Source organism: Arthrobacter sp. Y3221159 (assembly GCF_059089885.1).
In genome coordinates, this window is record NZ_JBNHFC010000002.1 from 142963 (window position 1) to 169482 (window position 26520).

General features: G+C 64.7%; 26 protein-coding genes. 13 read left to right on the plus strand and 13 right to left on the minus strand.

Annotation, left to right across the window (positions count from 1 at the left end):
- Positions 1-17 precede the first annotated feature (17 nt).
- Positions 18-401: a RidA family protein gene (locus AC5RT3_RS03010; RefSeq protein ID WP_494123464.1), complete on the minus strand. Its 384-nt coding sequence runs from the start codon at positions 399-401 to the stop codon at positions 18-20.
- Positions 394-1032 (minus strand): bifunctional 4-hydroxy-2-oxoglutarate aldolase/2-dehydro-3-deoxy-phosphogluconate aldolase, encoded by a 639-nt coding sequence (locus tag AC5RT3_RS03015; protein WP_494123465.1) that lies wholly within the window; start codon positions 1030-1032, stop codon positions 394-396. Before AC5RT3_RS03015 ends, AC5RT3_RS03010 begins: the two co-directional genes overlap by 8 nt.
- On the opposite strand from AC5RT3_RS03015, the gene AC5RT3_RS03020 reads away from it, so the two are divergent.
- Positions 990-2279, plus strand: a complete 1290-nt coding sequence (locus AC5RT3_RS03020) for an ABC transporter substrate-binding protein (RefSeq protein ID WP_494123466.1) — start codon at positions 990-992, stop codon at positions 2277-2279. The two genes, AC5RT3_RS03015 and AC5RT3_RS03020, sit on opposite strands and share 43 nt — an antisense overlap.
- Here AC5RT3_RS03020 and AC5RT3_RS03025 read toward each other — a convergent pair.
- A complete protein-coding gene (locus AC5RT3_RS03025) occupies positions 2248-3345 on the minus strand; it encodes an amidohydrolase family protein (RefSeq protein WP_494009579.1) in 1098 nt (365 codons plus the stop codon). The two genes, AC5RT3_RS03020 and AC5RT3_RS03025, sit on opposite strands and share 32 nt — an antisense overlap.
- 98 nt (positions 3346-3443) lie before the next feature.
- Here AC5RT3_RS03025 and AC5RT3_RS03030 point away from each other — a divergent pair, with 98 nt between their 5' ends.
- On the plus strand, positions 3444-4418 hold the full coding sequence (locus AC5RT3_RS03030; RefSeq protein WP_494009580.1) for a Gfo/Idh/MocA family protein: 975 nt from the start codon (positions 3444-3446) through the stop codon (positions 4416-4418).
- On the opposite strand, the gene AC5RT3_RS03035 is transcribed toward AC5RT3_RS03030, so the two are convergent.
- The gene (locus AC5RT3_RS03035) at positions 4415-5149 is read right to left on the minus strand and encodes an IclR family transcriptional regulator (protein ID WP_494009581.1); all 735 of its coding nucleotides are present in this window, start codon (positions 5147-5149) and stop codon (positions 4415-4417) included. The two genes, AC5RT3_RS03030 and AC5RT3_RS03035, sit on opposite strands and share 4 nt — an antisense overlap.
- Positions 5133-6149, minus strand: a complete 1017-nt coding sequence (locus tag AC5RT3_RS03040; protein WP_494051829.1) for a sugar kinase — start codon at positions 6147-6149, stop codon at positions 5133-5135. Before AC5RT3_RS03040 ends, AC5RT3_RS03035 begins: the two co-directional genes overlap by 17 nt.
- Positions 6150-6268: 119 nt before the next feature.
- Here AC5RT3_RS03040 and AC5RT3_RS03045 point away from each other — a divergent pair, with 119 nt between their 5' ends.
- The 8 genes from AC5RT3_RS03045 to AC5RT3_RS03080 all read left to right on the plus strand — a co-directional run bounded on the left by AC5RT3_RS03045 (position 6269) and on the right by AC5RT3_RS03080 (position 15389).
- On the plus strand, positions 6269-7618 hold the full coding sequence (locus AC5RT3_RS03045; RefSeq protein WP_494009583.1) for an ABC transporter substrate-binding protein: 1350 nt from the start codon (positions 6269-6271) through the stop codon (positions 7616-7618).
- Positions 7615-9180 (plus strand): N-acyl-D-amino-acid deacylase family protein, encoded by a 1566-nt coding sequence (locus tag AC5RT3_RS03050; protein ID WP_494051831.1) that lies wholly within the window; start codon positions 7615-7617, stop codon positions 9178-9180. The genes AC5RT3_RS03045 and AC5RT3_RS03050 overlap by 4 nt, the downstream gene beginning before the upstream one ends.
- A 23-nt stretch (positions 9181-9203) precedes the next feature.
- Positions 9204-10307, plus strand: coding sequence for a pyridoxal-phosphate dependent enzyme (locus AC5RT3_RS03055; RefSeq protein WP_494009906.1), 1104 nt, complete (start codon positions 9204-9206; stop codon positions 10305-10307).
- Positions 10283-11062 carry an SDR family NAD(P)-dependent oxidoreductase gene (locus AC5RT3_RS03060; protein WP_494123467.1) on the plus strand — a complete coding sequence of 260 codons (780 nt, stop codon included), beginning with the start codon at positions 10283-10285 and terminating at the stop codon, positions 11060-11062. The genes AC5RT3_RS03055 and AC5RT3_RS03060 overlap by 25 nt, the downstream gene beginning before the upstream one ends.
- Entirely contained in the window at positions 11052-11966 is a 915-nt protein-coding gene (locus tag AC5RT3_RS03065; protein WP_494009586.1) for a phosphotriesterase family protein, read from the plus strand. The genes AC5RT3_RS03060 and AC5RT3_RS03065 overlap by 11 nt, the downstream gene beginning before the upstream one ends.
- A 3-nt stretch (positions 11967-11969) precedes the next feature.
- Positions 11970-12842, plus strand: coding sequence for a carbohydrate ABC transporter permease (locus AC5RT3_RS03070; protein ID WP_494051832.1), 873 nt, complete (start codon positions 11970-11972; stop codon positions 12840-12842).
- Entirely contained in the window at positions 12839-13747 is a 909-nt protein-coding gene (locus AC5RT3_RS03075; protein WP_494051833.1) for a carbohydrate ABC transporter permease, read from the plus strand. The genes AC5RT3_RS03070 and AC5RT3_RS03075 overlap by 4 nt, the downstream gene beginning before the upstream one ends.
- A 247-nt stretch (positions 13748-13994) precedes the next feature.
- Positions 13995-15389, plus strand: a complete 1395-nt coding sequence (locus tag AC5RT3_RS03080; protein ID WP_494051834.1) for an MFS transporter — start codon at positions 13995-13997, stop codon at positions 15387-15389.
- Positions 15390-15451: 62 nt separating this feature from the next.
- On the opposite strand, the gene AC5RT3_RS03085 is transcribed toward AC5RT3_RS03080, so the two are convergent.
- From AC5RT3_RS03085 to AC5RT3_RS03115, 7 genes are read right to left on the minus strand one after another with little or no spacing between them, the layout of a single operon-like run.
- Entirely contained in the window at positions 15452-16519 is a 1068-nt protein-coding gene (locus AC5RT3_RS03085; protein WP_494051835.1) for an LLM class flavin-dependent oxidoreductase, read from the minus strand.
- 51 nt (positions 16520-16570) lie between these two features.
- Positions 16571-16771 carry a tautomerase family protein gene (locus AC5RT3_RS03090; RefSeq protein ID WP_494051836.1) on the minus strand — a complete coding sequence of 67 codons (201 nt, stop codon included), beginning with the start codon at positions 16769-16771 and terminating at the stop codon, positions 16571-16573.
- A gap of 9 nt (positions 16772-16780) precedes the next feature.
- Complete coding sequence (locus AC5RT3_RS03095; protein WP_494051837.1) at positions 16781-18262, minus strand: aldehyde dehydrogenase; 1482 nt, start codon at positions 18260-18262, stop codon at positions 16781-16783.
- Positions 18259-18990 carry an alpha/beta fold hydrolase gene (locus tag AC5RT3_RS03100; RefSeq protein WP_494123468.1) on the minus strand — a complete coding sequence of 244 codons (732 nt, stop codon included), beginning with the start codon at positions 18988-18990 and terminating at the stop codon, positions 18259-18261. Before AC5RT3_RS03100 ends, AC5RT3_RS03095 begins: the two co-directional genes overlap by 4 nt.
- Positions 18991-18995: 5 nt before the next feature.
- Entirely contained in the window at positions 18996-19547 is a 552-nt protein-coding gene (locus AC5RT3_RS03105) for an amino acid synthesis family protein (protein WP_494051839.1), read from the minus strand.
- Positions 19544-20209 (minus strand): amino acid synthesis family protein, encoded by a 666-nt coding sequence (locus tag AC5RT3_RS03110; protein ID WP_494009595.1) that lies wholly within the window; start codon positions 20207-20209, stop codon positions 19544-19546. Before AC5RT3_RS03110 ends, AC5RT3_RS03105 begins: the two co-directional genes overlap by 4 nt.
- Before the next feature lie 53 nt (positions 20210-20262).
- Positions 20263-20970 carry a GntR family transcriptional regulator gene (locus AC5RT3_RS03115; RefSeq protein ID WP_494009596.1) on the minus strand — a complete coding sequence of 236 codons (708 nt, stop codon included), beginning with the start codon at positions 20968-20970 and terminating at the stop codon, positions 20263-20265.
- Between the two features lie 117 nt (positions 20971-21087).
- Between AC5RT3_RS03115 and AC5RT3_RS03120 the strand changes: the two genes are divergently transcribed.
- The 3 genes from AC5RT3_RS03120 (at position 21088) to AC5RT3_RS03130 (ending at position 25432) form a co-directional block, all read left to right on the plus strand.
- A complete protein-coding gene (locus AC5RT3_RS03120) occupies positions 21088-22038 on the plus strand; it encodes a flavin reductase (RefSeq protein ID WP_494009597.1) in 951 nt (316 codons plus the stop codon).
- A 117-nt stretch (positions 22039-22155) separates the two neighbouring features.
- Entirely contained in the window at positions 22156-23829 is a 1674-nt protein-coding gene (locus AC5RT3_RS03125) for a BCCT family transporter (protein ID WP_494009598.1), read from the plus strand.
- An 82-nt stretch (positions 23830-23911) separates the two neighbouring features.
- Complete coding sequence (locus AC5RT3_RS03130; RefSeq protein WP_494123469.1) at positions 23912-25432, plus strand: NAD-dependent succinate-semialdehyde dehydrogenase; 1521 nt, start codon at positions 23912-23914, stop codon at positions 25430-25432.
- 31 nt (positions 25433-25463) lie between these two features.
- Here AC5RT3_RS03130 and AC5RT3_RS03135 read toward each other — a convergent pair whose 3' ends face one another.
- Entirely contained in the window at positions 25464-26513 is a 1050-nt protein-coding gene (locus tag AC5RT3_RS03135; RefSeq protein WP_494009600.1) for an NAD(P)-dependent alcohol dehydrogenase, read from the minus strand.
- Positions 26514-26520: the final 7 nt, after the last annotated feature.

The window sequence follows — 26520 nt, forward strand, 5'->3', positions numbered from 1 at the left end:
CAAGGGTCTCCTTAAAGTCAGTCCGGGAGCACGGCGATTCCGTCGATCTCGACCTTCATTCCAGGTCCCAGCCCCGCGGAGACTGTGGTGCGGGCCGGATAGGGCCTGTCGAAGAACTCCCCGTAGACCTCGTTCATGCCGGGGAACTCCCCGTGCTCGCTGATGAACACACGTACCGTGACGAGATCGTTCATGCTGCCGCCAGCGGCCTCGATCACGTATTTGAGGTTCTGGAGCGTCTGGCGGGTCTGCTCCTTGATGCCCTCCCCAACGAGCTCGCCGGTTTTGGCGTCGAAGCCGCCCTGTCCCGCGAGGTACAGGGTGGTTCCAACTTTCACCGCCTGCGAATAGGAGGCAACGGGCGTCGGGGCGAGGTCGGTAACGATGTCCCGCTTAGTCATCTGCACTGTTCTTCCTTTTCGTTGGGCTTTCCAGGTGGGAGAAGTATTCAAGGGCGGACGGTTTACTGAGGGCGCTGCCCACCCCCACGCCCACCGCGCCGGCATCGAGGAAATCCTGGGCGTTGGACGGGGTGACACCGCCGACGGCCACGAAACTTACCTGTGGGAACGGCCCGGCCAGGGTCTTCAGTGTGCCCGGACCGGCCATGTCCGCAGGGAACAGCTTCTGGACGTTCAGGGACATGCTGAGCGCACCGTGGATCTCGGTGGGCGTTGCCACCCCGGGCAAAATGGGGAGCCCGATCTCCTGGGCCCGCTTGATGGACGGCGGGAAGAACCCCGGTGCGATCAGGAACAGGGCGCCTGCCTCCTGCGCACGGTCAACGTCCTCGGGGGTGCAGATGGTGCCGGCACCGATCTGCCGGTCGGGACCGCCTGCAGCAGCCTCTGCGGCTTCCTTCAACGCGAGGAACGCTTCCTGGGACTGGAGCGGGACCTCCACCAAGCGGATCCCGGAGTCCCAGCAGCGGACAGCCATCTCCACTGTTTCCGCGGCCGGCAGGCCTCGGAGGATCGCGATCACAGGCGATGCCAGCAGGTGGCGGAGGAAGAAGTCGGAATCGTTGGCCACGGCGCTTCCTTGATTCTTGGGGAGACTGTGCGGCTACTACCCTATATAGTTGTTGCACATGCTGTCCAGAGCATTGCGCATATTGCAACGGAGGAATTGTGCAGTCACTTCGGGTTTGGCTGAAGGCAGGGCACACTGTCGAAATTATCCGACGTCTTTTGCCGGAATTCCGCGCTTCCACGGGACTCGAGGTGGCCCTCGAGGTAGTTCCCGAGGGGGTGGCACATGATGCCCTGGTGCAGGGATCCTCGTTGGCCGATGTGGTAACCGTGCCTCTCTGGTATGTCGAGGAATTGCGGGCCGCAGCCATACTGCTGCCGCTAGCAACGGACGACGTCGGACTGAACGAAAGTGCCTTCATTCCCCATGCGCTGAGAGCGCTGCGGCGGGACGGCTTGCTCTGGGCTGTGCCCCATACCCTCACCGGGGGCATGCTGGCCTACCGGCAGGACGCTTTCGACGCAGCCGGGTTGGGGCACCCACGGTCGCTGACCGATGTTCTCAACGCACACGCTGTGCTGCGGGAGCGGGGCATGGGACTGGTGGCACGCTGCAACGCAGAGTTTTCCTCGCTGGAGACCTTTTCGGGCTGGGCCGCGGCCAAGGGCGTGAAGCTCCTACCCGACGCCGGTGAACCCGCCTTACGGGATTTGGAAGCCGGCGCCGGGGACCTCGTGGAAACCTTGGCTGGTGGAACCCGGGACCTGGCAGAGCTGGACTATGCAGGCGTCGGGAACCTGGTGAGCGACGGTCACGCCTCCCACCTCTTCGACACCAGCGCCTGGGCCTTCCAGTTCGAGGACCCCGGATCGCCGGTGCGGGGGCGGATGGGCTACACCATCGTCGGCGATGCACGCCCCGCGCAGTTCGTCTATGCCGAAGGCCTGGGCATCACTGCCGGTTGCCGCAACGAAGAGGCCGCGCGGCAGTTCATCGCGTGGCGCCACTCGGAGGAAGTGCTCCGGGCCGAGGTTGAAGGCATCCGGCGTATCGACATACCGCGGGCGGACCTGCGGGAGAGGGACTGGTACCGGGACTTCGTTGCCGCGGCGGGGCTGCAGGAGTGCCTGCGGGCCGTGGACGAATCCTGGTCCGGCATCGACTTCCGTCACGTCCCGCTGCGGGTGGACTTCGTGGATGCAGCCCGGCGGCTGATGGGCGCCATCAGCGGGACGGTTTCAGGGAAATATGCCTCCCTTGCCCAGGCCTACGATGTCACCTACCAACAGGACGGCCGCTCAGGATGACCTCATTGATCTTGTACAGCGCCCGCAGGTCTTCGAGCGGATCGGCGTCAAGGCACAGGATGTCCGCCGGCCGTCCGACGTCGAGGTATCCCGTGCCGTTCTCCAGGAGCCTGGAACCGTTGACGGTCATGGCGCGAAGTACCGAGGCCGGGTCCATGCCGGCGCGGTGCAGGTGCAGCGCCTGCTCCTGCATCCCGAACCCGTGGGGGTTGAACGTTGTTCCGGCATCCGTTCCCACAGCCAGGGGCAGGTGCGTCCCTACCGCCAGTTCCAGCGCGGCGCGCTCGTGAGGGGCATGGGCGAGGATTTTGGCCAGGGTTTCAGGGTTCGCCGTCTCCCGCTGGTCAGACGAGACGAAACGCTCGGTGGCCACCAGCGTGCTGACCAGCGTGCTGCGGCTCCCGGCCAGCAGGGCGGCCTCGTCTGCCGTGAGGTAGGAGAAGTGTTCAATGGAGTCCACCCCGGCATCGATGGCATTCCTGATCCCGTCCCGCCCGTGGGCGTGGGCTGCCACCGCCAGTCCGGCACGGTGCGCTGCTTCCGTCACGTGGCTGATCAGGGAAGGCTCCATCTGGGTGGCGCCAGGTACTGTGCCGGTGGTTATTACACCGCCAGTGGCAAAGAGCTTGATCCAGTGTGCGGCGAGACCGGAGATGGCCCCGATAACTTCCTCATATTCGCCGGGCGTCGTCGCCCAGCGGGAGAGGAAGTTGCCGTGGCCGGTGGGGGAGCTTATGGCACCGGCCGCCACGATCCGCGGGGCTTGCGCGGAACCCAGACCGCCGCCCCTTACCGCATGCAGCACCGCATCCTCCGGGCTGCCGAGGTCCCGAACTGTCGTCACTCCCGACTGGAGATGGCGGAAGGCGTTGGTTTCGATCAGGCCTCGCAGGGCAGCAGAGTCCGAGGCTCTTGCCTCCTGCTCCACGTCCGCCCCGCCGGACAGCGCAAGGTGCACGTGGCAGTCCACGAGGCCCGGGATGGCCGCGGCGGCGGTGTGGCGGGGGATGTCGCCTGGCCCCTTACCCGTTCCCAGGTCCTTAATGAGGCCATCACTGATGGTCATCCAGACATCGTCCGCCGGTTCCAAATCCGGGCCGAGGAATGCTTTTTTGAAGCGGATGCCGTTATGCATTGTCTCCCTACCAATCATCGGAGGTTTCCATGACCAGCACATCAATCCGGGTCGCGGTAGTAGGCGCCGGAGACTTCGGCAGGCGGCATATTGCGACACTCGCCGCCCTTCCGGAGTTTGACCTGGTCGCGGTCGCGGATCGCAACGAGGCAGCTGCTCTTGAGGCCGCTCAACTGCACGGGGCCCGCCCCTTCGGCAGCCTGGAGGCGGTCCTCGCAGGGCTCGAGATCGACGCCGTCGTCATCGCCACTCCCCCTGCCGCCCATATGGCGGATCTCCTCCTGGCGCTGGACCGTGGTCTTCCGGTCCTCGTCGAGAAGCCGGTGGTTACGAGCGAAGCGGACCTGGCAGGGCTGGAGAACCTGCCGTCCCAGCTCCGGCGGCTGGTACTCCCGGGCCACATAAGCCGCTACCTTCCGTCGTTCTGCGCCTTGCGGGAGCGGATGCGTGGCGAGACGGTCAGGGCCATCCGGGCCGTTCGGTATGTCCCCCGTGAGCGCCTGGCGATGCACGGGGAGTCGCATCCCGCCCTGAGTGCCATGGTCCACGATTTCGACCTCATCCGTGCCCTGGTCCCTTCCGAGTTGGAACATGTCAGTTCCGTCCAATCGTGGATCGACCCGGCCCTGCCCCATCCGCAGGCCGTCTTCGTCCACCTCCGGTTCGCAGACGGGACGATCGCATCCGTTGACAACCTCTGGACCCTGCCTCACACCCGGAAGTACATCGACGCGCGTCTGGAAGCCTCATCGCACGAAACCCTTGCCGTCCTTTCCCTCCCCGGGGGAGAGGTGTCGTTTGCGACCGCCACGGGAGAATATGCTCCCGCCGTCGAGCTTGAGGGGTCTGTTTATGGTGTGCCGGCCGGGGCTCTGGCGAATCAGCTCCGGTACTTCGCCGCCCACACCCGGGGAACTGTTGAGGAGCCTGCGGTGACCCTTGAAGATGCACTCTGGTCGGTGCGGCTGGCCCTCGAAGTACAGCGGCAGGCGTCGGGCGCCTAGGTGAATTCCCTGCTGATGGCCGCGGCTGCCTCCTGAAGGAGGGGTTCGATCTCCAGAAGCTGGTCCCGGGGAAACGTGATCACCGGCGCGGACACTGAGATGGCGTGTGAAACCGTGCCCGATCCGGTGCTGATGGCTACGGCAACGCAGTGGATGTAGTCCTCGTGTTCCCGGTCGTCGATGGCGTAACCGCGCTGGCGGATCTGTTCCAGTTCCGCCAGATAGGCTTCGGCGGTCACGATGGTGCGCTCGGTATGCCGGACGTATTTGATCCTGTGTGCCAGCTCGATCTGCTCCTTGATGGGGCGCTGGGCGATGATCGCCTTGGCTACGCCGGTGCAGTAGAGGGGGGCGGTGGCCCCGATGCGGGAGTACATGCGTACCGCGGTCTGCGCTTCGTACTTGTCGATGTAGAACACCTCGCCTTCGTCGAAGGCCGCAAGGTGGACTGTCTGCTGGGTTTTCTCTCCGAGCATGCGGATGTACGGGGCAGCGATCGGGCGGATGTCCAGGCTGCCCAATGCCACTGCCGCCAGCTTGAACAGCTGGGGACCAAGGCGGTAGCGGTGGGTGTCGCTGTGCCTGACGTAACCCTGGGCTTCGAGCGTCTGGAGCAGGCGCAGGGCGGTGGACTTGTGCACCCCCAGCATCTCCGCGGTCTCGGCAAGATCCTTGTCGCCCTCCCCCAGGAACGGAAGGATCTGCAGGGCGCGGTCAACGGTTTGGGACACGTGTGCTACTGCTTTCTGTAAGGTCGGGCGCGAACCGATGGCCTCTCCAGGCCTCGTCAGTGAGCTGCAACAGCTCACTTATGTATTGTCGCCCGGGAAGGGCGCCTATGTCTGTTACTACGCTGAGCGAGCAGCTGGCCACGATCGTCCCAAGGCGCCCGGCGTCGCGGATCGTCATCCCCCGGAGATAGCCCGAGAGGAACCCCGCGGCGAATGCGTCACCGGCACCGACGGGTTCGACGACGTCGACGACGAGGGCGGGTACGAAGACCTGCTCGTCACGGCGGAAGACAGTGCAGCCTTCAGCGCCCTGCTTCACCACAAGGAACTCAGGGCCGGGGAGGAGCCGCCGCACCTCCAGTGGATGTGTCGATCCCCAAAGGTCGTTCGCCTCGTCCAGCCCGACGAACACGATGTCGGCGGCACGGGCGACTGCAAGCATGGCCGGCGGGCCGTCGTCGCCCTTCCACAGCGCCGGCCGCCAATTGACATCGAACGACACAGCGGTGCCTGCTGCCCTCGTGCTGATGACCTCAGACAGGAACTCCCTGCATGACGGGGACAGCGCGGACGTGATCCCGCTGAGATGGACCACCCTGGCCCCAAGGGAGCCGACAAGACGGGCCGCTTCGGGGCCAATGGTGCTCGCCGCGGATCCCGAGCGGTAGTACCAGACCTTGGTCTGGGCTTCGGACCGGTCCTTGAAGGCCACACCGGTGGGGCGCTGGGGGTCCTGATCCGTGTGCCCAACGTCAACGCCGTAGCTGTGGATCTCATCCAGAAGGAAGCGGCCGAAGGGGTCGGCTCCGACTTTGCTGATCCATGAGACATCGGCACCAAGCATGGACAGGTACGCCGCAACATTCGACTCCGCTCCGGCCACCGAAAGCCGGAAAGCCGTTCCGGAGCCCATCGCACCAGCGTTTTCGGGCACAAGCATCGCCATGGACTCGCCCACGCAGACGACGTCTGCCGCGGACTTTCCGGACTTTTCTTCCAAGAACACTCCCTGGGTTTCAGCTCCGCGCGTGTGATTGACACTACAAACCACGACTGTAATCATGGAACCATCCTTTTGCAACAGCCGTTGCATCATATGCAATAGCTCGGGAGGGCTAAATGAAATCAGTAAAAAAGGGGTTGCTGACTGGCCTGGTGGCCCTTGTCAGCAGCGCCCTGATGATCACTTCATGCGCAGGCGGCGGCGTCACAGAGACCACCCCCACCGGCGGTCGGGAGTCCTTCCAGGGCACGAATCTTCGCGTGCTGCTCAAGGAGGGCTACGAGATCCAGGCCATCCAGCAATTCAAGGGGGAATTCGAGGAGGCCACCGGGATCAAAGTCGATCTTGAGGTGTACGACGAGCCCACTGCCCGCCAGAAACTCGTCCTGGATTCCACATCGGGAACGGGAACCTACGACATCACATCCGGATCCTTCTGGAACATGCCTGAATTCGTCTCGGCCAACTGGTTGGAGCCCCTCGACGAGTATGTGAGCAAGGCTAAGGATGACTGGCTGGAAATGGGGGATATCCCCAAGGGTGCACTCGATTCCATGACGATCGACGGCAAGCTTTACGCCCTTCCGCACACCATCATCGGCGGTATGTTCTTCTACCGCGCGGACGTCTTCCAGGAGTTGGGGATCCAGCCGCCGCAGACAACAGACGAGATCCTCGCCGCAGCGAAGGTGATCCAGGAAAGGCGCCCGGACCTGATCCCCTTCAGCGCCCGCGGAGCCTCCACTTTCGCTTCGCTCGGCACCGAGATCGGCTGGTCCTACGGCTACGACGCACTCCTGTTCGACAAGGACGGCAATCCGCAGGCCAACAGTCCGGAGATGAAGAAGGCCATGGCCGACTTTGTCACGCTCATGAAGGATTACGGGCCCAGCGACGCCGCGACCCTGACCTTCACGCAGGCCGGTGAGAAATTTTCCTCCGGCCAGGCAGCGATGATGTTCGATACTTCCGGTTTCGGCACCATCTTTGAAGACGCCAAGCAGTCCCAGGTGGCCGGAAAGGTCGGGTACACCCTTCCCACCGGCCCCAGCGGCAAGAAGCTTCAGTGGCTGTACAACGAGGGCCTGGCCATCACGGCGAAGAGCAAGAACAAGAACGCCGCCTGGCTGTTCCTCCAGTGGCGGATGTCCCGGGACACCACCATGAAGGAGCTGACTCAGCTGAACCGTACTGACGTGCCAAACCTGAACGTCCTGCAGAGCACGGAGTACTCCGACTACATGGCCTCGAAGGGCCTCGAGGAATTCAGCACCGCCCTCCAGGCAAGCTGGGAAGGCACCACGGCAGAACACTGGCCCTTCTACCCGGAGTTCACCTCCATTGGTGACACCTTCACCAAGGAGATCTCGGCGGCCATCGCCGGCAGCAAGTCTGTGGACGACGCGCTGGAAACTGCCCAGTCGGAGCTGACCACCATCATGAAGAACGCCGGGCACCTGAAGTGACCAGCTACCTGCTCCGGGGAGGCACCGTGTTTGACGGTGTCTCCCCGCGCAGGTTCCCGGGAGACCTGCGAATTGTCGATGGAGGGATTGCCGAGCTCGGCCCGGACCTGCCGGTCGATGGCAGCACCGGCATCGACGTCGGAGGCCTGTGGGTGGTGCCCGGATTCATCGACGCCCATTCCCACGCCGACGCGGCGGTGCTGACAGGGGAAAGCATGGAAGCCAGGGCCCTGGCGGGGGTCACCACCGAGATAGTGGGGCAGGACGGCCTGGGACTGTCCTTCGCCAATGGTGGGTCGCGCCGGATCATGGCGGACACCCTTGAGCCGATCGCCGGGACCCTCCCGGACGAGGAATTCCCCGACACGCAGTCCTACCTCGATTTCGCCGACCGCGGAGCCTTCGCACGGGTGGCCACCCTGGTTCCGCATGGCACTGTCCGCGCAAAGGTCATGGGCAGGCGGCTCCGGGACGCATCAGAAGAAGAGCGCGCAGCGATGCGCCGCCTGTTCCAGACCGGAATGGACCAGGGCGCAGTCGGGCTGTCCACGGGGCTGAGCTATGCCCCGGCGCTGGCCGCGACAACCACCGAGTTGATCGATGTCACCGGCGAGCTTCCGAGGGGCACACCGTATGTCACCCACCTGCGGGACTACGGGCCTGGCCTGGAGGAGTCGCTGGAGGAGGCACTGAAGGTCTGCAGCAGCAGCGGCCTGTCACTGCATCTGTCACATTTCCATATCTCCGGTCCCGGCCGGGCCGGCATGGCGGGGGAGTTCGTTGAGCGCCTCCACCGTGCCGGGCAGGAGGTCACGTGGGACACCTATCCCTATACAGCCGGCTGCACCTTCATCGGCGCGCTTCTGCCACGCTCCATCCAGTCCCTGAACACGCCGGACCTCCTCGCCCGCACGGGCGACGCGGCTTGGGCAGCGGACCTTGCTGCTGAGCTGGATGTCCGCGGTCCCGGCCCCACCTTCGCGGCGGGCTGGGATGCCATCTTTGTGGCAGGCCTCCAGGGGACCCCGTTGGAACGCTGGGACTACTGGTCCATTGCGCGCATTGCCGAAGAGGCAGCCATTTCCTGCGGCCGGGCCGTCCTGCAGCTCTTCGTCCAAGCGCAGGGCCGCGCATGCGTACTGGTGGACCAGGGCCATACGGACAACATCCGAACCCTTGCCAGCACCGGCAACCACCTCGTGGGGTCCGACGGCATCCTCGGCTCCGGCATCCCCCACCCCCGGGCAACCAACAGCTTCTACCGGTTCCTGGACTGGGCACACCGCGGCCTGCTGGATGTATCCGTCGAGCAGATGGTGGCCCGGATGACGTCCCGCACCGCGGCACGTTTCGGTCTTTCCACCGGGCGCCTTGCGACCGGGATGCCCGCCGACGTCCTGGTCATCCAGCCGGAGAAGCTTGAAGAAGGCCCGTCCATGGGCCCCTACACCCCCCGCGCACTGCAGCACTCCTTTATTGGGGGTGTTCCGGTCATCAGCCAGGGATCGTGGCAGGGTTCCAAGCTCCCCGGCCTCGCGGCCAGAAGGGAAGTGCCGGCATGAAAACCGTCTGCCAGAGCTGCGGAATGGCGTTTCCCGGCACCTCCGGGCACTGCGCCGTGTGTGGAGGAGTGTGCCTTAGGACGGACCCGTGGACTGCCCGGCCGGACAGCGCCCCCTCACACACGCCGCTGGTCCGGAGCAGGATCCCGGGACTCGAAGGCACCTGGCTGAAAGTCGAGGGGGCCAATCCCAGCGGGTCCTTCAAGGACCGCGTCATGGACGTACTCGTTCGTGAAGCGGTGGCCGAAGGAGCCCCTGGAGCCGTCGTCGCCTCCTCAGGCAACGCGGCAGTGGCCGCCGCGACGCACTGCGCCCGCGCGGGCCTGCCCCTCCTCGTCCTGGTCCCGGAACAGGTCCCCACCCCCATCGTGGCCATGGTGCAGTTGCGCGGGGGCACCACCCTCCGCGTGGGCGAAGGCCCTGCGGCCGCGCATCACCTGGCCAAACTCGTCTCAGACAAATACGGCCTGCCGAACCTCGCCTCCACCTTCGGCGCCTCCGGCTGCGAGTGGGCCTGCAGATCCATCGGACACGAAATCTCCGCCCAGCTAAAGGATCGGCACGTTGCCTCCCTCGCCGCCGCCGTCAGCGTGGGCCCGGTCCTTCTGGGTGCGGCCCGCGGGCTCACCGAATCAGGACGGCCTTCCCCCCGCCTGGTGGCCGGACAGGCAGCGGGCTGCGCCCCGATTGCCGCTGCCTTTTCCGAGGGCCGCCAGGAGGTCCAGCCGTGGGACGGGCCCGTCCTGACAAAGGCCACCTCGATCGCGGACAGGCTTACCGGGTACGCCCCCGAGGGCACGTTCTTCCTGAACCGCGTCCGGGCCAGCAACGGCACCATGAGCGCCGCCGATGACGCCCTGCTCCGTGACATCAGGACTGACCTTGCCCGCTATGACGGGCTGGACGTCGAACTGTCATCCTGCGCCGCCGTGACAGCCCTCATCGCCGCGGGGCTGGGCGGCGAGGAATCAGTGTGCATCCTCACCGGCTCAGGCGTGAAGGAAACCCTTACGGGCTGGGAGCCCGCTCCGCCGGGCACCGGCGTCGACGAATTTTTTGGTTCGGTCCTCAACGACCCCGCCGGCGCGAAGGAGGTGGACCTGTGGCTCCACGAGTATCAGTTGTAACCGGCGGAGCCAGCGGCATCGGCCTGGCAGTTGCACGCAGGCTCGTCGCCGACGGCCCCACCGTCGTCGCCGACCGCGATGGGACCGCGCTTGCCGCCGCTGAACAAGAGGGCCTGTCCCCTTACCGCCTTGACGTGGGCGACGCCGAGGCCTGGGCAGGATTCGCCAGTCACCTCGGCGAGAAGTACGGCCGCCTCGATGCCCTGGTCCACAACGCCGGCATTGCCCCGATAGCGCCCCTCACCGAGACCACCAACGCCCAGATTGATGCCACCTACGCAACGAATGTCCGCTCGGTACTCGTTGGCACCAGGGAACTGTGGGACCTCCTCACCGCATCGCGGGGAAGCATCGTCAATGTCGCCTCGGTCGCGGCCCTCGTCGGGCAGGACCGCTCCGCAGCCTATGTGGCTTCCAAGGGCGCCGTGGTCGCCCTTACCCGCGCACTGGCGATAGAGCTGGCACCCTACGGCGTCCGGGTCAACTCGGTGTGCCCCGGCACCACCATGACTCCCCTGTTGGAACGCCACTTCAAGAGCATCCCGGCGGGGGACCAGGCGCAGGAGCATCTGACCCGGCGCCATCCACTTGGCCGACTCCTCACCCCGGAGGACATCGCACCCTCGATCGTGCACCTGCTGTTTCCCGAAACAGCAGGTGCGATGACCGGCACCAACATCGTCGTCGACGGCGGCCTTACCGCTTCGTTCGACTACGGCGACTCATTCTCCGGAGGAGGATCATATGCACGTTAAGACCGTACGGGGCATGGCCGAACTCGACCCCGCCCTGGCTGTACTGCCCCACGAACACGTCATCATCGACTACCGGCAAAAGGAAGGAGACGCACCCCCGCCCACGCTTGCCACGGAGGACGATTGCGTACGGGCCCTCAAGGCCCTCCCGACGATGGGCGTCCAGGCCATCGTGGACTGCACGCCGCCGGGTTATGGACGGGACCTGGACTTCCTGCAGCGCGTCAGCGAGCGGAGCGGCGTCCACATCATCGCCAGCACAGGGACGTTCTGCGAGCAGTGGAGTGACCAGCCCGCGTGGGTGCGCCGCGCCGCCGTCGAAGACCTGGCTGCTGCCTTCACCGCCGAGCTCAGCCGCGGCTGCGGGGTCATCAAGGTAGCTACGAGCCAGGGTGAAGCTACGGACAACGAGATCAAAGCCATCAAAGCCGCGGCGCAAGCCCACCGGGAAACCGGCGCGCCCATAGTGAGCCATACAACCGGCTCGCTGGGCATCGAACAGGCCGGGCTCTACTCCGAATTTGGCGTGGACCTGGCCAAAGTCCTCATCTCGCACGTGTGCGCCGACGAGGAACCTCCTGGATACGCCATCGACATAGCCCGGCGGGGAGCTTTCGTCGGCTTTGACAGGATCGGGCATACCTCCCACAGCGACGATCACTGGATCCAACTCATCCAGAAGCTCGCCGCCGAGGGACTGGACGGCAGGATCCTGCTAAGCCACGACAGTGTCCAGCAGTTCACGGGTCCGGAGGCGATTGCAGGCCACACCTTCAGCGATATCTCCTACCTGCCGGAGTCCTTCCGGCACCGCGCGCTGGAGGCTGGACTCCAACGTGACATCTTCGCGCAGCTCACAATAGCCAACCCCCTGAAGTGGCTGGCATCGAACGAGGTGAAATAGGAAATGAAAACAAGCCGGGGATACACGCTTCTTTCGCTGACACCCTCAGCACTGATCTTCCTGGTCGTCCTGGTCTTCCCCACCATCTACATCATGAATCTGATGTTCAAGCGGGAGACCCTCACAGCTCCTGCAGGGAACCGTTACATCGGCTTCGAGAACTTCACCCGCCTTGCCGGGGACGAGAGGTTCTGGCAAGCGGCAGGCCAGTCTGCGGCCTTCTCAGCCGTCTCGATGGCCGTAAGCATCCCCGTGGGCATTGCCATCGCCCTGCTGGTAGCCCGCAGACTGCGCGGGCACGGCCTCTTCCGCATCATCCTGATCGTTCCCATGGTGCTGGCACCCCTCGTCGTCGGAGCCATGTTCCGGTTCCTCCTTGACTCGGGCGGGTTCATTCCCTGGATGTTCAGCCTGGTGGGGCTCACAGCTCCGAGTTTCCTGTCCATCCCGGGCGTCTCACTGGTCACGGTCGCGTTCGTGGACGCCTGGCAGTGGACTCCCTTCGTGGCGATTGTGGTGGGGGCAGCCATGGAAACGGTCCCCAAAAACGTCATGGAGGCTGCAAAGATCGACGGCGCCAACGCCTGGCAGGAGCTGTGGCACTTCATCCTCCCGCAGATCCGTCCGCTGCTGGTGCTCGTTGCCCTCATTCGGTTTATGGACAGCTTCCGTGAGTTCGACAAGCTCTTCATCATGACCAACGGCGGGCCCGGGACGTCGTCAGAAACCCTTCCGATCTATCTCTGGCGCAACGCCTTCCAGTATCTGGATCTCGGCTTCTCAGCCGCCGTCGGCTTCGTAGTGCTGGTCATCATCAGCGTTGTCAGCACCTTCATCGTCAAATTCTTCCGAGCAAGCAAGGGAGTATCAGAATGACCTCGCACACCACCTCAAGGCGCAGGACCGCCGCCGAGGTCCCGCCCCGGAGTCCCAGCCCGGCCGCGTCGACCCCTCCCCGGCAGTTCCACTCCCGGAAGATTTGGGACATCCCCAACTATGTTGCAATGATCCTGGTCAGCCTGGTGTGCCTGGTGCCGGTGGCGGTGATGCTCCGCATCGCAGTCACTCCCCAGGTCGATTGGCGCCAGATCCCCATCGATTGGTTGCAGGCACCTGACTGGTCCTCGTTCGAACGCGTTCTGGGCAGCACATTCCCCCGTGCATTGCTCAACAGCTTCCTTATCGCACTGGTCACCACGGCCATCGTCGTCGTGCTGTCCGCAATGGGAGGCCACGCGCTCGCACGGATGAAGGGCAAGCACAAGGACCGCTTCCTCTTCCTGGTCCTGGGCACACGCATGGGTCCTGCGGTGGTCTTCGCACTGCCGATCTATCTGCTGGCAGCAGGCGCAGGCCTCATCGATACATACGCTGGAATCATCGCCGTCTACATCGTCTACAACCTTGCCTTCGGTATCTGGATGATGCACGGCTTCTTCCTGGACATCCCGTCTGAAGTCGAAGAGGCCGGACTGGTGGACGGCCTCTCGGAGTGGGGCGTCTTCCGGAAGCTTTCACTGCCCATGGCCGCATCGGGTGTCATAGCCACCGCCACCCTGGTTTTCATTCTCACGTGGAACGAATTCTTCTACGCCTTCGTCCTGACCCAGCGGACGGCGAATACCTTCCCCACAACGATCCCCGGATACTTCGGCGCCTTCCAGGTCGAGTGGGGATCAATGTTCGCGGCCAGCACCCTTGGCATCCTTCCGCCTGTCATCTTCGGCATTCTCGCTCGTAAGTGGCTGGGGAAGGGACTTTCGGGCGGCCTCGTCGACTGACAGGTAGCCCGAGAGGGGTTTCGTCGACGCCGCGGCTCTGCCGCAGAATTTCACAACTGGAAGTCAGGTGGATCGTCCGGGAATGTCTCGGACGATCCACCTTTGACGTAACCCGGATCACGCCGTATTCTTGATGAAACGATTCAAAGGCCGGGCTTTCCACGAGCCGTTGCAGGACGACAAAGGTCATATTGACCGTACGGAACCAGGTTCCGGCTCCTTGCCAATGACGACGAAGGATCACCACATGAGCACCACCCCCGGGGCAGTGTCCCCAGTCCCCGAAGCCAGTCCCGGCAAGAGGGACCCCAAGAAAGCCGCGATGAGCGGCTGGATCGGCAGCGCACTCGAGTACTACGACTTTGCGCTGTACTCGCTGGCCGCGACGCTCATCTTCCCCGCCATCTTCTTCCCCACTGAGAACCCCACCGTGGGGATCATCGCGTCGCTCGCCACTTATGCGGTGGGCTACGTCTCCCGCCCGGTAGGCGCCGTCGTTCTCGGTGCGTACGGTGACCGGCACGGCCGCAAGCAGGTGCTCGTCTTCGCCATGCTGCTGATGGGCTTCGCCACCTTCGCCGTCGGCCTGCTGCCCACGTACGGCCAGGTGGGCATCCTGGCGCCGATCCTGCTGGTGATCCTCCGGCTCATCCAGGGCTTCGCCGTCGCAGGTGAACTGGGCGGCGCCAGCGCAATGATCGTGGAACACTCCCCCGACGCCAAGCGCGGCTTCTTCGCAAGCTTCAGCCTCCAGGGCACGCAGGTGGGCTCCATCCTGGCCACCGCGGTCCTGCTCCCGCTTGCCGCGATCCTGCCCGCCGACCAGTTCCAGTCCTGGGGCTGGCGCATCCCGTTCCTGCTCAGCGCCTTCGTGATCCTAGCCGGCTACGTGATCCGCCGCCGCGTGCAGGAGCCGCCGGCGTATGCGGCACAGTCCGCAGAGGGCAAGGCCAAGCAGCGGTTCCCGCTCGTTGACCTGGTCCGCAGCTACCCATGGGTCCTGGTCCGTTGCATCTTGATGACCTTCACCAACGTGATCGGCATGGCGACCCTCATCTTCGGCGTCTCCTACGCAACGCAGAAGGGCTACGGCAACGGCTTCTCCAGCAGCGACTTCCTGTGGGTGACCCTTGTGGCCAACATCGCCGCCGTCGCCACCATTCCGCTGTTCGGTGCACTTTCGGACAAGATCGGCCGGCGGATGCTGATGGTGGCGGGCGGACTGGGCGGCGGCGCGCTGGCCGGCGGCTACCTCTGGGCCATCGAACAGGGCAGCCTTGCTATGGTCTTCGTCTGCATCGTCATTGTGCAGGGCCTCTTCTTCCAAATGTGGAACGCCACCTTCGCCACGTTCTTCCAGGAGCAGTTCCCCATGCGGATCCGCGTCACCGGCTTCGCGGTGTCGCAGAACCTGGGCCTCATGATCGCCTCGTTCTTCCCGAGCATTTTCACGGCGGTGGCGCCCCCGGGCTCCACCAACATTCCCGTGGTCATCGGGCTGACCACGTTCGGCATCTGCGCCGTGGCCGCGCTGGCCACCCTCCTGTCCCCCGATACCCGGGGCAAGTCGCTGGATGACCTCGAGGACCGCAAGGCCAACGAATCTGTCCAGCCGGATGAGCTGGCGGGGACGGCGCGCTAACTGCCGGAAAAAGCGGGACGGCCGGCTGGTGGATACCAGCCGGCCGTCCTGCTTTTTGAACCCTACTGCGCGGCAACCGCCGGCTGCTCCTGGAAGGCCGGCACGACGTGCTCGATGAAGAGCTCGAGCGAACGCTTCTTTTCCTCGTGCGTGAGGCTGTTGTCCGACCAGAGGCTGAACTCGGTGACGCCGAGCGACTCGTAATGGCGGATCCGCTCGATCACCTCTTCCGGCGTTCCAATCATGGCGGTGCGGTGGAGGGACTCGGGCGTGAACTCCGCGCGCTCGGCGAACTTCTCTTCCGGGCTGGGCTCGAGGAAGCCGTTGACCGGAGTGGCCTTGTTGCCGAACCAGGCATCGAAGGTGCGGTAGAACTTGTTGATCCCTTCGGCGGGCCGGCGCCAGCCTTCGGGGTCGTCCGCGGAGTGGACGTGGGTGTGCCGTAGGACCATGAGGTCCGGGCGAGGGACGCCGGGGTTGTTTTCGACGGCGGTATCGAACTTGCGTGCCAGGTCCTCGACCTCCTCGTCGCCCTTCATGAGCGGGGTCACCATGACGTTGCAGCCGTTGGCGACCGCGAACTCGTGCGAGGAGATGTCGCGGGCGGCGATCCACATGGGCGGCGTCGGCTTCTGGATCGGCTTGGGGACGCTGGTGGACGTCGGGAACTTCCACACCTCGCCGTCGTGCGCGTAGTCGCCTTCCCAGAGCTTCCGCACGGCCGGGACCAGCTCGCGGAGGTGCTTGCCGCCGTCGACCGCCGGCATGCCGTCCAGCAGGCGGTCGAACTCGAACTGGTAGGCGCCGCGGGCAAGCCCCACTTCCATCCGCCCGTTGCTGATGACGTCCAGGAGCGCGCACTCCCCAGCTACCCGGAGCGGATTCCAGAAGGGCGCGATGATGGTCCCGGCACCCAGACGGATTTTGGACGTACGGGCGGCCAGGTAGGCGAGCTGGGGCATGGGGCTGGGTGAGATGGTGTACTCCATGGAATGGTGCTCACCGATCCAGACCGTGCTAAACCCGCCCGCTTCAGCCATGAGGGTGAGCTCGGTCAGATTCTCGAAGCATTCGCGGTGAGAGACGGATTCGTCCCAGCGTTCCATGTGGACAAAAAGTGAAAAGCGCATGTGGTGGCTCCTTGTGATGTGTGGCGTTCGCCGGTGGCGGTTGGCTGCTGCTTAGCGGTTTGCCGCGTTGCGTTCGGCGATGGTCTGGTTGCCGCGGGACCAGTGTTCGTGCTCGATTTCGCGGACGATGACGGTGGTGTTTTCCGGCACCGCTCCCACTGAGGTTTCGGCTGCCTTGTGCAGCTCGGCGATGAGCGAGCGGAGCTGCTCGGGGGTCCGGCCGCGGGCGATGGAGACTTCGATGAGTGGCATTGGGTTTCCTTAGCTGCGCAGGACGAACGGATCGGACACCGGGCCTTCGTCGGTGTTGATCCAGACGCTCTTGAGCCGGGTGTATTCATGCATGGACTCGAGGCCGTGCTCGATGCCTACGCCTGAGTTTTTGAAACCCTGGCGCGGTGACATCGGGGACATGGCGCGGTAGGTGTTGACCCACACCGTGCCGGCCTCAAGACGGCGGGCCATCCGGTGGGCGCGTGCCAGGTTCTGGGTCCAAACCCCTGCGGCCAGCCCGTACTCGGTGTCGTTGGCCAGGCCAACCACCTCGTCTTCGGAATCGAACGGCATGATCGCGGCGACCGGCCCGAAGATCTCTTCCCGGACAACCCGCATGGAGTTGTCGACGTCGGTCAGGACCGTGGGCGAGAAGAAGTAGCCCGGGAGGTCGATCTCCGGGCGGTGGCCGCCGGTGCGGACCGTGGCGCCTTCCTTGACGCCGATGTCCACGTAGGAGCTGACCTTGTCCAGCTGGGCGCCGAAAGCCAGGGGGCCCAGCTCGGTCTCTGCCAGCCGCGGGTCACCTATGATGATCGATGCCGCCCGCTCCGCCACGCGTTCGACGAGTTCGTCATAAATGCTGCGGTGCGCGAAGACCCGGCTGCCGGCGATGCAGGTCTGCCCTGCGGCGGCGAAGATCCCGGCGATGACGCCCATCGCGGCGTTGGACACGTCCGCGTCGTTGAACACGATGTTGGGGCTCTTGCCGCCAAGCTCCAGGGTGGAGCCGATGAACCGTGACGCGGTTTCCGCGGCGATGCGGGCTCCGGTCTGCGTGGATCCCGTGAAGGAGATCTTGGCGAGGTCGCGGTGGCTGACCAGTGCGGCTCCCGCCTCCTGGCCGAACCCGGTGACAACGTTGACCACGCCGTCCGGGAAACCGGCCTGGGAGGCCAGCTCGGCCACGCGGAGGATGGTCCGGGACGTGTACTCGCTGGGCTTGATGACCACGGTGTTGCCGGCGGCCAGTGCGGGGGCGAGCTTCGACGTCGTCAGCGTCAGCGGGGAATTCCACGGCGTGATCGCCCCGACGACACCCAGCGGCTCCCGTTGGGTGTAGTTGAGCATGGTGACCGAGTTGGTGGGGATCTGGCTGCCCTGGACCTTGTCCGCGAGCCCGGCGTAGTAGTAGAGGTACTCGGGCAGGCCGGCGAGCTGGCCGCGCATCTCGCGCAGGAGCTTGCCGTTGTCCAGCGTTTCAAGTTCGGCGAGCTCCTCTGCGTGCTCACCGATCAGGTCGCCGAGACGGCGCAGGAGGTGCCCGCGCTTGGTGGCCGTGAGTCCGCGCCAGAGCGGGGACTCGAAAGCGGTCTTAGCGGCCGCGACGGCGCGGCGGACGTCCTCTTCGGTTCCGCGGGCGGCCTCGTAGAGGACCTCCAGGGTTGCGGGGTTGGTGCTGGCGAAGTATTCGCCGCCAGCGGGAGCGGACCAGGTACCACCGATGAAGTGGTCGAGTCGAAGCGTCATGCCCGTTCTCCTTCGGATTCTTGGATGAAGTCGTTGATGGCTCCGGCCAGGACATCGGCGTCCTGGACGGGCAGCATATGCCGGGCGCCCGGCACAATGAGGCTTTTTGCGCCTGGAACTGCCTCTGCCAGGCGCCTTGTCATGTCCGGTGTTGATCCGGGGTCCAGCTCGCCCGTGACGGCCAGGGTAGGGACGGTGATGTTGCCGAGTTCCGGGCCGATCACCGCATCTCCAGTGGCGAAGACGCGGTAGGCGTGGACGAAGGAGCCGACGTCGTTTGCCGCCAGGGTGCGGCGGGTTGCCTCCACCAGGTCCGTGGGGACGGAAGTGCCGGCGTACCAGCGGTCGATGGAGGCCTCAACGGTCGCGGGGAAGTCCTGCTCCGCAGAGGCAAGCCTGGCCAGGACTGCCTGGGCTTCGGTCTCTGTCCGGCGGCAGACCGAGTTCACGCATGTGAGGGTCTCCACCCGCTCCGGGTTGAACCGGGCGATGTACTGTGCGATCAGTGCCCCGAGGGAGAATCCCACCAGGTGGCTCTTCTCGGGAAGGCGGACCAGCACGTCCCTGGCGAGTTCGGCGAGCGAGGTTTCATGCTGCAGTGCCGGCTGCTGCCCGTGGCCGGGCAGGTCGATGGCCACAGAGTTCCGTTTGAGGGCGTCCCGGACGGGCTCCCACATGGTGGAGTCGAGGCCAACGCCGTGCAGGAGGGCTACGGGCGTTTCGGGCATGGGGCTCATTGCTCCGTGGACAAGGGTGCCAGGCGCTCCTGCGGCCTGCCCTGGGCGGACGCGGCCAGGGCGATGAGGATTTCCCCGGCGTGGGGAGCATCGGCAATCCTGACCTCCACGCTCTGGTGGTGGGACCGGATGGTGGCGTCCGTGATGTGCTTCATCGGGATGTCGAAGACTGTCCCTGCGGGGGCGCGCTTTTCGACGGCGGGAAGCAGCGTGGTGGCTGACGCGGCTTTGCGGTAGTGGTCACCGAACTTAAGGGTGTGGATCAGCGCCGAACCGTGCTCGATCTCCCCCTCGATGCCCACGATGGCGGCCTTGCCGTAGGCCTCGACGGGTGCACCGAGCGCTTCGATGACTTTGGGGGTCAGGAGAGCGCCGAGGTCCGAGGCGGTGGCGTCAATGCCCTCGGTCAGGTCCTCCACGAAGCCCTGCCCGGCCCACGGGTTCTCCAGGACCGCGACGGCGATGGCCACCCGCGCTCCGGGCTCTACGGGACGGCCGCCTTCGGTCAGGATCTCTTCGGACAGGGTTACGATTTTGCGGATGTTCATTGCAGGATTCCTTCGAGGATCTGGGCGGTTACGGGCTGGTCAGTTGTGCGGTCGCCGATGCGTGGGTGCGGCCGCGAACCCGTTGACGCGGCTGCAACCACAACAATTTCGTTGGGATGCGGGGCGTCATTCAGGCTCAGCGTGATGGTTTGGTAGTGGCTGCGGGTTGAGGCCGCTTCCTTGTGCCACATGGGGACGGCGATGGAAATTCCCGGTTCTGCCCGGTCATCCGAGAAGGACAGGATTGACGTGCCCTCGAGGAACTCCCGAACGAGGTTGCCAAAGTACGGTGTATGGATCAGCGCCGCGGCGTGCTCAACCTCGCCCTTCAGCCCCACCACAGCGGACTTTCCGAAGGCCTCGATTTCTCCGGCACCGCCCAGGGCGGCGGTGAGGCGATCGGTGAGGATCTTTGCCAGCACGGGGGCGATGCGTTCCGTTTCGGGCGCAAGGTCGGTGGAGACAGCCGAGCCAATCCAGGGGTTCCGGATGACGGCCGCCGCGGCCGCCCGCGTCACGCTGGCGGGCAGTGCGCAGGAACCATCCCGGAGGACTTCTTCGGTCAGGACGGTGATTTTGCGGACACCCACTGCGCGCGCAAGATCATCGATGTGGGACGCAGGCTTGTTTCCCTCAGCGACGGGGGTAGTTGTTTCGGGCACGGTTCAACCCTTCTTTGGGTAATTAGCGACAGTCATGGGGTTCCTTTCGGTGGCTAAGCTTCGTTTTCAGAACCGGCGACGGTGCCGGTATCTACGCCGCGCGCTGCGGCCAGGCTAGAGGCGTTGACGTGCCCGCGCATGGCGAGCTCGGCACCTACAGGGTCCTTCTCCAGGAGTGAATCCACGACGGACTGGTGTTCGCGGATGGAGGCCCGCATGCGGGCGGGACGCTCCACGGTTTCGAGGACAATCCGGTGGTAGGCGAGCTGATTCATGAGCCGCCCGTAGTGCTCCACAAGCTTGGAGTTGTCCGAGCCCTTGACGATGGTCCAGTGGAACTCGTGGACCAGTTCCGCGTACCGGGCAGTGTCAGCCCTTCGTTCGGCCCGCTCTGACTCTTCGATGTTGCGTTTCAGGATGTCCAACTCCGGAACGGGTCCCCGCCGGGCGAGGAGGCTGGCGGCCAGGCCCTCGAGGCTTTCCTTCAACTGGAAGAGTTCCACAATTTCGCGCCGCGTGGGGATCCGCACGAAGGTCCCCACCTTGGGCCTGATTTCTACTAGGCCCTCGTTTTCCAGCTGCTTGAGGGCTTCCCGCACCGGGGTACGGCTTACCTCAAATTCCTCTGCCAGGAAAAGCTCCGGTAGTGGCGCGCCGGGAGGGTATTCACCGCTTAGCACCAGCTTCCGCAGCTTGGCCAGGAGGCTGCTCTGGTTTCCGTTCGCCTGCGGGTCTTTCCGCAACTGGGTGGTTTCTTGCATGCATCAAATCTACGTTGCATACAAGAAGGCCGTCAAGAGTTCCCCAAAAGTCGCGGCTCAGTATGAGATTCTGAGCTTCCTATTGACGCAGATCACATGACGTCTTACGGTTGTGGCATGCAACAGACAATCAATGACACCGTGACCGCCGCCTGGACAGCAGCGTGGGACGAAGGGGATGTCACCGCTTTTGACGCCATCGTCACCCCCGATTACCAGCGGGAAAGCGCCGGCACAAAAAAGGTGTCCGGCCTGAAAGAGCTGCAGCAGGAAATCCTCGACGTCCGGGCCGCCTTCCCGGACCTCACCACCCGGATCGAGAAGGTCATCGCCAATGGTGACGACATGGCCATCTTCTGGACCTCCACCGGAACTTTCACCAGCCCGCTGCGGGGAGTGCCGCCCACAGGACGCGTCGTGGAAACCCGTGGCTCCAATGCCCTCACCCTGCGCGACGGCCGGATCGCCTACGAACAGGTGACGTGGGACGCCGTCGAACTCCTTGCCCACGTTGGTATTCCGTCCCTTGGCTCCGCCTTCGAGGAGGAAACCCCGGAAGTAGTCGTCGACAATCTCTCCGGCAACCTCCCGCTGGAGATCATGAAGGGCTTCAACCGGCAGTTCATTACCGGCGTCACCGTGGTGACCACCACCGATGAGGACGGCACGCCGCGAGGCCTTGCCGCCAACTCCTACGCCTCGATCTCCCTTGACCCGCCGCTGGTCCTGGTCTGCGTCCAGAAGACATCGTCCACCTACCCGGCGCTTTTCCAATCGACCCACTTCGGGATCAACATCCTCAGCAACGATCAGCTCGGCACCGTAAAGACCTTCGCCTCGAAGGCCCCGGACAAGTTCGCCGACCTGGAATGGCACGCCGGACCCAACGGTGTCCCCCTGATCGACGGCTCCGCCGCCTCGCTCGAAGCGGAAATCAAGGAACGCTTCCAAGCCAAAACCCACACCATCTTCGTCGGCCGCGTACGGCACGCCGAAGTGGCCGACGTCGACCCCATGATTTACAAAGCCGGCCACTTCTTCGACGGCGCACGCCTCGAGGAACTCTGATCCACCGTCAAGCGGACCGGCCCCGGCGCCCCCAGTCCCCCGGGCCGGCCCGCCATCACTTCCATTCGTGAAGGCCCCCACTTCATCCCACTGCAGCGTCGCAATCTGGAGCCCCCCATGAGCCATACCAAAAATGCCGAAGACCTGATGGACACCACAGCCTCCGGCGATACCCGCAATCCCCTCAACTCCCCCAATGCCAGCGAAACTGCTATGGAAACGGCAGACCGCCTGCGGAACAGGCCTGGAGCCGTCTTCTGGGCCTCCATTGGACTCATCGGGGCCTTCACCATCTGGGCATCGGTATCACCGGAGAGCCTGAGCGGCGTCATGACTACTGCCATGGACTGGGTGGCTCAGAGCGTCGGCTGGAGCTACCTCGTTGTCACCCTGGGTTGCATCGGCCTCCTCATCTACATCGGCACCAGCCGCTTCGGACGCATCCGACTCGGCGCCCAGGACGCCAAACCCGAGTTCAGCACCTGGGCTTGGCTGGCCATGATCCTCTCCGCCGTCATGGGAATCGGCCTCATCAGCTACGGCGTCGCCGAGCCCATCTCCCACTTCGCTTCACCGCCCCACGGCCTGGCCGAGGCCGGGACGATGGAAGCCGCCGTCCGGGCCATGCAGTTCTCCTACTTCGACTGGGGACCCCACGCCTGGGCAGTATTCGGTGTCTTCGGCCTCGCCATCGCCTACTCCACCCACTGCCGCGGCAACGCCGGCCTGGTCTCACCGATGCTCCGCCCGATCTTCGGCAAGCTGGTGGACGGCTGGTTCGGCAAGATGATCGACGTCTTCGCCATCATCGCCACCCTGTTCGGAACCACCACATCCCTTGGACTGGGCGCCTCCCAGATTGGCGAAGGAATCGACCGCGTCCTGGGCATCCCCTCGAACCTCGTGGGCCAGATCATCATCATCGCCGTCATCACCGTGCTCTTCACCCTGTCCGCCCTCTCCGGCGTGCACAAGGGCATCAAATACCTGAGCCAGACCACCATGGTTCTCTCCGCGGGCCTGGGACTCTACGTACTGTTCACTGGCCCCACGAACTTCATCTCCAACCTGTTCTTCCGCTCCCTGGGCCAGTACGCCAGCGAATTCTTCGCCGTCAGCCTGCTCACCCCGAGCACTCCCGAAGACGTCCAGTGGATGCAGTGGTGGACCTATTTCATGATGGCCTGGTGGCTTAGCTGGGGTGCCTTCGTGGGCGTCTTCCTGGCCAAGATCTCCAAGGGACGCACCATCCGTGAATTCGTCGCCGGCGTCATGATCGTTCCCAGCGTCGTCTTCTTCGCCTGGTTCACCATCTTCGGCGGCTCCGCCATCAAGTTCGACATGGACAACGGCGGCCAGATCGGCGCAGCGGCCCTCGAGGACGTCAACTCAGCCTTCTTCGCCACCCTCGCCGAACTCCCGCTGTCCGGTGTCACCTCGGTCATCTCGATCTGCCTCGTGGTCATGTACTTCGTCTCCGGTGCTGATGCCAACACCTATGTCCTGAGCATGATGTCCTCCCGCGGAACCCTCAAACCCACCAAGCCCATCCTCACTACATGGGGCTTACTCACCGGCCTGTGCGCAGTGGTACTGCTCATCGTCGGCGGCCTGGGCGCACTCCAGCAGGCAGCTATGCTCTCAGCCCTGCCGTTCACCGTCATCGTCGCCCTGCTCGGCATCGGCCTGGTCATCGAACTCCGAAACGACCCCCGATTCGAGCGGACCCGCGTCCTGACCCAAAGCGACCTCAACAAGCTCCTCGCTCCGGAGCCCGAAACACGCAAGTAAATCGGCAGGCGGCGGTGGAACCGGGTTCCGCCGCCGCCGTTGCCTGCACTACAGCTTCCAGTTTTCTGTAAGGACTTATTCGATGACAGTTTCTTCCGTGCTTCCCACCGCCCCTTCATCCCCTGCCGTATCGCCGGAGCGTGAGGCCGCGCTGCTTGCGTCGGTGCCCACCGGCCTGTTGATCGGCGGGGAGTGGGTGGACGCGTCCGACGGCGGCACATTCGATGTGCACGATCCTGCCACCGGGCAGGTCCTCGCCACCCTCGCCTCGGCCACGAGTGAGGACGCCGTTGCGGCTTTGGATGCGGCCGATGCCGCCCAGGCCTCCTGGGCCCGGACAGCTCCGCGGGTGCGGGCTGAGATCCTCCGCCGGGCCTTCGACCTGGTCACCGAACGCGCCGAGGACTTCGCACTCCTCATGACCCTGGAAATGGGCAAACCCCTGGCCGAAGCCCGCGGCGAGGTCACCTACGGGGCCGAGTTCCTGCGCTGGTTCTCCGAAGAAACCGTCCGTGACTACGGCCGCTACCTCACCACCCCCGAGGGCAAGAACAAAATTCTCGTCCAGCACAAACCCGTCGGGCCCTGCCTGCTCATCACCCCCTGGAACTTCCCGCTCGCCATGGCCACCCGCAAAGTAGCCCCTGCCGTCGCCGCAGGCTGCACGATGGTGTTGAAGCCGGCCAAGCTGACCCCACTGACGGCCCAGTACTTCGCGCAGACCATGCTCGACGCGGGCCTGCCATCCGGGGTATTGAACGTCGTCGCCTCCTCGTCCGCGTCGGGGATTTCCGGGCCGCTGCTCAAGGACTCGCGGCTGCGGAAGGTCTCCTTCACCGGGTCCACCCCCGTGGGCAAACGGCTCATGGCGGACGCGGCGCAGAACGTGCTGCGCACCTCGATGGAACTGGGCGGGAACGCACCGTTCATCGTCTTCGAGGACGCCGACCTGGACAAAGCGGTCGAAGGGGCCATGGCCGCGAAGATGCGGAACATGGGCGAGGCCTGCACCGCCGCCAACCGGTTCCTCGTCCACGAAACCGTCGCCCAGGAATTCACCCGGAAGTTCGCTGCCGCCATGGGCGCCCTGGCCACGGGACGGGGCACCGACCCAGCCACCCAGGTGGGCCCGCTCATCGACGCCGGCGCCCGCGAGGACGTCCACGCTTTGGTGGCGGCCGCCGTCGACGCCGGAGCCGTTGCCGTCACCGGCGGCGCCCCGGTGGACGGGCCAGGCTACTTCTACCAGCCCACCGTCCTGGCCAATGTCCCCAACAACGCCGCGATCCTGGGCCAGGAAATCTTCGGCCCCGTCGCCCCCGTCACCACCTTCACCACCGAGCAAGAAGCCATCAACCTCGCCAACGCCTCCGAGTACGGCCTCGCGTCCTACCTCTACAGCAAGGATTTCAACCGGTTGCTCAGGGTGGCCGAACAGATCGAGTTCGGCATGGTCGGGTTCAACGCAGGCGTCATCTCCAACGCCGCCGCACCCTTCGGCGGCGTCAAACAATCCGGACTCGGCCGCGAAGGCGGCACCGAAGGCATCGCCGAATACACCACCACCCAATACATCGGCATCGCCGACCCCTACGCGGTGTAAGTCCAACGCGGAATGGCTGGCGGAGGGGAGATTAGAATGTTTCTGCGTCAACCACGAAGCGGTACCGCACGTCGCTGGCGAGGACGCGGGCGTAGGCTTCATTGATCTGGGCCGCCGGGATGACTTCCACCTCGGCGCCCAGTCCTTTGGCGGCACAGTAGTCCAGCATTTCCTGGGTTTGCCGAATCCCGCCCATCTTGGAACCGGCTAGGTTGCGACGGAAGGAAACGAGCGACCAGGCCCGTTGGCTGAGTGGTTTAGACGGCAGACCCACCAGGACCATGGTGCCATCCAAGGCAAGCAAGGAGAGGTATGCGTCCAAGTGGATATCCATGGCGGCAGTGTTAATAATCAGGTCGAAAGTGCCTTGGAGATTTTCGAACGTAGCCGGATCTGATGTGGCACACAGCTGGTGCGCACCGAGCCGGAGGGCGTCCTCCTGCTTGCTCAGCGTCCGGCTCAGTACGGTGACCTCAGCACCCATCGCCGCTGCGATCTTGATGCCCATGTGGCCAAGTCCCCCCATGCCAACGATGGCGACCCGTTTCCCCGGTCCTGCGCCCCAGTTGCGCAGTGGCGAGTACATGGTGATGCCGGCGCACAGCAGCGGGGCGGCCTCTTCGAGTCGAATCCCCGCCGGGATGCGCACGACGTAGTTCTCGTCCACCACGATGCTGGTGCTGTACCCGCCTGCAGTGGGGAGGCCGTCACGGCCAATGGAGTTATACGTGCTGGTCGCGCCCTGCAGGCAGTACTGCTCTTCGCCGCCGCGGCAGTTTGTGCACTCGCGGCAGGAGTCGACGAAACAGCCGACGCCCACCCGGTCTCCCACTTTATGGCGCGTTACCTTTGGGCCGATGGCTTCCACTACTCCGGCAATTTCGTGGCCTACCACCACCGGATAGTTGACGGACCAGTCCCCCCGCGCCGTGTGGATGTCGGAATGGCAGATGCCAACGAACTTGATGGCTATCACGACGTCGAAATCTCCCGGAGCCCGGCGTTTCACCGTGCCGGGTACGAGGTCTGACGTTGGCGACGTTGCCAGATACGCCCTGGCAATCGTGGTCGTGGCGTCCATTTCTCCC